The organism is Nguyenibacter vanlangensis (genome assembly GCF_013376155.1).
Taxonomy (GTDB): domain Bacteria; phylum Pseudomonadota; class Alphaproteobacteria; order Acetobacterales; family Acetobacteraceae; genus Gluconacetobacter; species Gluconacetobacter vanlangensis.
Genome location: NZ_JABXXP010000430.1, coordinates 1 through 2480 on the forward strand (window position 1 = coordinate 1; position 2480 = coordinate 2480).

Here is a 2480-nt window from a genome sequence, read left to right on the forward strand (position 1 = left end):
GGCCGCCCGCCGCCACGCGGTGCCGCGCCAGCCATTCCGGACTTTCCTTGACGAACAGCACGATATAGATGGCCGACAGCCCGCTGGACGCGCTCAGGACGAACAACCCGCGCCAGCCCAGCACCGGCAGCAGCAGAAACAGCAGCGACGCCAGCAGGTAGCCGGCCGGATACCCCGCCTGCAGCAGGCCCGAGGTCATGCCGCGCCAGCGCGGCGGCACGCTCTCCATGGTCAGCGCGGTCCCGACCCCCCATTCGCCGCCCAGCGCCACGCCGAACAGCAGCCGCAGGAACAGGAACAGCCCCAGCGTCGGTGCCAGCGCCGACAGCAGCTCGACCAGCGAATAGGACAGGATCGCCGCGATCAGGATCGGCCGCCGCCCGTACCGGTCCGCGGCGCGGCCGAACAGATACGCCCCCACCGGCCGGCTGATCAGGGTCAATGTCGGCGCCAGCAGCACCGCCTCGATCGACGCCGCATAGCTGCGCGCCACATTGTCCAGCGTGAACAGCACCACGAAGAAATCGCAGGCATCCAGCATCCAGCCCAGGAAGCAGGCGATCGCCACATGGCGCGCCTCGCGCGCGCTGCGCGCGGGTATGGCGCCGGTCGGGGGCAGGGGAGTCATGACGGCCGCTGATCCTCGGATTTTTCGCTGTTTTTTCTTCTAGTGCAGATCGCGATGTGGTGGAATGACCCCGCCGGCAGGACGTTTTATATACGTAACGATATAGCGGCCGCCCGCCGATGGACCACGCGTCTCATCCTGGAAAAAATTTCTCATCTTTTTTGATATTGTCGACATTCTTCCATTATTATCACTTTGCCGTGACACCTGCGCCCCCGGCCTCCTCAAGCCGTTAAACTTTCGCAGGCTTTATTCCGCCGCTTTTCGTTCGAATGCCGTTCCCCTCTGGACAATAAGGCTCAGTGACGATGGATCGACACCACCAGGCGCCCGGATCCATCCGGGTTCTCTCCGTCGCTTCGGAAATGTTTCCGTTCGTCAAGACGGGGGGCCTGGGGGATGTCGTGGGGTCGCTGCCCGTCGCCTTGCGGGCCGAGGGCGTGATGGTCACCACCCTGCTGCCCGGCTACCCCGCGGTGCTCGACGCGCTCGAGGGCCCGGTCCGGGTCGCCGAATTCACGCCGCTGCCCGACGTCACGGTCTCGCTGCTCGACGGCCACGCGGCCGGCCATCATCTGCTGGTGATCGACTGCCCGGCCCTGTTCCGGCGCAAGGGCAATCCCTATCTCGGCCCCGACGGCGCGGACTGGCCCGATAACGGCCTGCGTTTCGCAACCCTCTCGCGCGTGGCGGCGACGATCGCGCAGGGACAGGTCGCGGCCTGCCTCCCCGACCTGGTGCTGGCGCATGACTGGCAGGCCGGGCTGACGGCGGCCTATACCCATTATGATGGGCTGCCCGCGGCGCCGGTGGTACATACCATCCACAACATCGCCTTCCAGGGGCGCTTCCCCGCCGCCGACCTGGCGAATTTCGGCCTGCCGCCGCATGCCTTCGCGATCGACGGGGTGGAATATCACGGCGATATCGGCTTCCTGAAGGCCGGGCTGCATTTCGCGACCTGGATCACCACGGTCTCGCCCACCTATGCGCGCGAAATCCAGCAGCCCGAATGGGGCATGGGGCTGGACGGGCTGCTGCGGGCGCGCTCCGACCGGCTGATCGGCATCCTGAACGGCATCGACACTGACGACTGGAATCCCGCGACCGACCCGGCGGTGCTCTTTCCCTACCAGGTCGGCGACATTCGCGGCCGCCGCCCCAACAAGCGCGCCTTCCAGGCCGAATTCGGCCTGCCCCAGGATCCGGACGTCTTCCTGCTGGGGCTGGTCAGCCGCCTGACCGGGCAGAAGGGCGTGGACATCCTGGCCGACATCGCGCCGCGCATCCTCGACGACCGCACGCAGCTCGTCGTGGTCGGCAGCGGCGACGCGGCGATGGAACAGGCCTTCGCCCGGCTGTCGCGCCGCTATCCCGACCGCCTGGCCTGCCATATCGGCTACAGCGAGCAGCTCGGCCATCGGATCCAGGCTTCGGTCGACGGGCTGCTGATCCCCTCGCGCTTCGAACCCTGCGGCCTGACGCAGCTCTGCGCCGCGCGCTATGGCTGCGTGCCGATCGCCGCCCGGGTCGGGGGGCTGGCCGACACGATCATCGACGCCAACCAGGCCGCGATGACCAGCAATGTCGCGACCGGCCTGCTGTTCTCGCCGACCGATGGCGACACGCTGGTCAATGCCGTCCGCCGCGGCGCCAACCTGTATCGCGACCGCGCCCGATGGATGGCGCTGCAGCGCAACGCCGCGCATTACGACGTGTCCTGGGGGCACAAGGCGCATGAATATGCGCAATTATTCCGCCGCGTGCTCGGGCGGAACGACATCGCCGCCAACGATCACGACCATGACGTGCTGCTGGTGCGGCCGCGCGCCCGCGTGCGGGCCAACAGCCT

At 67.5% G+C, this 2480-nt stretch carries 2 protein-coding genes; one reads left to right on the top strand and one right to left on the bottom strand.

What is annotated here, in order from left to right; all coding sequences use genetic code 11:
* A partial coding sequence (locus HUK84_RS14900) for an MFS transporter (RefSeq protein WP_176640985.1) occupies positions 1-628 on the bottom strand: 628 nt, incomplete at its 3' end.
* Positions 629-936: 308 nt separating this feature from the next.
* Between HUK84_RS14900 and glgA the strand changes: the two genes are divergently transcribed.
* Positions 937-2480 (top strand): glycogen synthase GlgA (gene glgA / locus HUK84_RS14905; protein WP_176640986.1); only part of this gene is annotated, 1544 nt, incomplete at its 3' end.